Origin of the sequence: Cryobacterium sp. M91, assembly GCF_002929615.1 — a bacterium.
Classification (GTDB): domain Bacteria; phylum Actinomycetota; class Actinomycetes; order Actinomycetales; family Microbacteriaceae; genus Cryobacterium; species Cryobacterium levicorallinum.
Map to the genome: position 1 here is coordinate 1 of NZ_PJJT01000015.1, position 1,798 is coordinate 1,798.

Consider the following 1,798-nt stretch of genomic DNA (forward strand, 5'->3'; position numbering starts at 1 on the left):
CCCGATCGAGTTTGAGACAATAAACATGGCCCTCAACGCCGCCTAAAACCACTAACCCCCAGAGTCAACTGAACTCGGGGCAGTCCCGTTTGTTTGTGACGCTGTAGCCGCCTTCTGGTTCTGTTTTATGGCCTGTCAGTGCTGAGGCATAGGTTTTGGGTCGGGCAAGTACGCTGCGGAGGGAAATTTCTGATATCACCGTGCGCTGAAATGCAATGACTTGAGCGTTTTCTTTTCGGTGCTACGGTTTTCGTATGATGAATTTGACGTTTGTCAACAAGAGCTTGCTGGTGGGGGATGAGGTAGCGGAACTTGTCGTTAAATACGCGGCGACGTTGGCTCGTTCTGGAGGGGCAGATACTGTCCGGTTGATGGCTTATGGTGCTGGCGGAGATGAGGTACAGGCTCTGCTGCTGTTGAGTCAGGGCACCCCTGTTATGGCGGAAACCTCACATACCGACAAACCTGAACCTGACAATCGTGACATCGTGTCGTACATGAGGCAGCGGGTGGCGCGCACAAGGGCCACGTCTGTTGGTCTTTCCCTGGATCTTCAGCCCGGCTCTATGTCCGTGTTTGAGGATGATTACGGTTACAACTTTGAAACGACCGCATAATCTCAAACGTATTAGTCCCGCAACTGCGCTGCTCGACACGAAAAGTGACGTACCCGCTCGCAGTACGAACCGGGTTGGGCCTTGACTGGCTGTTAGCCGGCGCTGTGCACGTCGCAGCGACCATGTAACCGGCGATGCATCTGAAGATACGCCGTACTTGCCGAAAGCTTTGTGCCACAGGCCGTGAGGGTCGTGGGCGTTGGCGGGATGCCGGGTACAAACTGCGCGGGAGCTTCCACACGCTTGGCCGCTGGTGTGGTGTGGTCAGGCGTTTATCAGGGGTGTGAGGGCGCCTCGGACTCGGTTGGTTCCGGCGTCACCCGCAGTCCCGCTGGTGTGTTTGACAGGCGGGCGAGTTCTTCGACCCAGGCACGGTTAAGGTGGGGCTCCTTGCTGCCGAAGAAGTCGAATTGAAGCGGGATCGTCGGATGGATCCAGATGGAACTGTGGCCGCTTCCTGCTGCCGCCGAGTATTCCCACGAAAACGTAAAACTTTCTCCGCGACGCACCTTGGCCAGAATGACGACCTTGAGGTGGGCAAGCACCCGATCATCGAACTCGATGGACATCGACGGGTTTCCGTAAACAAATTTGCCCATAATTACTGTCCCAGTCCATTCTCAATTTCACTTGTGATGCGGTTGAAGTCTTCCGCCGTCCGGCCAGCATCGCCCGTGCTTTCTATAATCCCGGTGATGCCGACTACCGGCATTTCCGGTACTGGAAAACGCGCCACCTCTTCTTCCTCCGTCACCCCTTCAACGTCGACGACGTCGAACTGACTGGCTGCACTGAGAACGAGCGTATGCATGCACGTCTCGTCGTTCTCTCCAAGCACGGTGACATCCACGGTCACACTATTGTCGGTGCCGGGCACGGAGGTGATGTAGCGAAGAAGCGCTGTCGTGATGGCGTTGCTTGTGAGGATGGACCCGTCGCTGTACGTTATGCGCTTCATACCCTGATAATAGCTCAATGATTGTTTCGGTCCCAAGCACGGCGATCGTCCACCGCGCCAGCCGATCGAGCAGGATCACGACGAGGGTGTCACCAACCCGGCACGCGGCCACGACTTCTCAAGGACCCGACCGAGTGACCTGCCGCGGATATCTCGGACAGTGGGCCCTCTTAAAATGAGGGATCACTGAAAGTAGAGATCAGCATGACCGCAGCACGCAGGC

Annotated in this window: 3 protein-coding genes; 1 reads left to right on the top strand and 2 read right to left on the bottom strand. The window is 56.5% G+C overall.

The annotated features are described in order from the left end of the window. The first annotated feature begins 254 nt into the window (after window positions 1–254). Window positions 255–617 (top strand): hypothetical protein, encoded by a 363-nt coding sequence (locus CXY80_RS00105; protein ID WP_104131116.1) that lies wholly within the window; start codon window positions 255–257, stop codon window positions 615–617. Between the two features lie 275 nt (window positions 618–892). Here the strand turns inward: CXY80_RS00105 and CXY80_RS00110 are convergent, their stop codons facing one another. Both CXY80_RS00110 and CXY80_RS00115 read right to left on the bottom strand, forming a co-directional pair. Then, complete coding sequence (locus tag CXY80_RS00110; RefSeq protein WP_104131117.1) at window positions 893–1,216, bottom strand: ATP-dependent DNA ligase; 324 nt, start codon at window positions 1,214–1,216, stop codon at window positions 893–895. Between the two features lie 2 nt (window positions 1,217–1,218). After that, window positions 1,219–1,575, bottom strand: a complete 357-nt coding sequence (locus CXY80_RS00115; RefSeq protein ID WP_104131118.1) for a hypothetical protein — start codon at window positions 1,573–1,575, stop codon at window positions 1,219–1,221. Between the last annotated feature and the right edge of the window lie 223 nt (window positions 1,576–1,798).

What these genes read in the sequence shown, in the direction of transcription:
- CXY80_RS00105 (WP_104131116.1), top strand. Translation starts at nt 255, where the DNA reads ATGATGAATTTGACGTTTGTCAACAAGAGCTTGCTGGTGGGGGATGAG.
- CXY80_RS00110 (WP_104131117.1), bottom strand. Translation starts at nt 1,216, where the DNA reads ATGGGCAAATTTGTTTACGGAAACCCGTCGATGTCCATCGAGTTCGAT.
- CXY80_RS00115 (WP_104131118.1), bottom strand. Translation starts at nt 1,575, where the DNA reads ATGAAGCGCATAACGTACAGCGACGGGTCCATCCTCACAAGCAACGCC.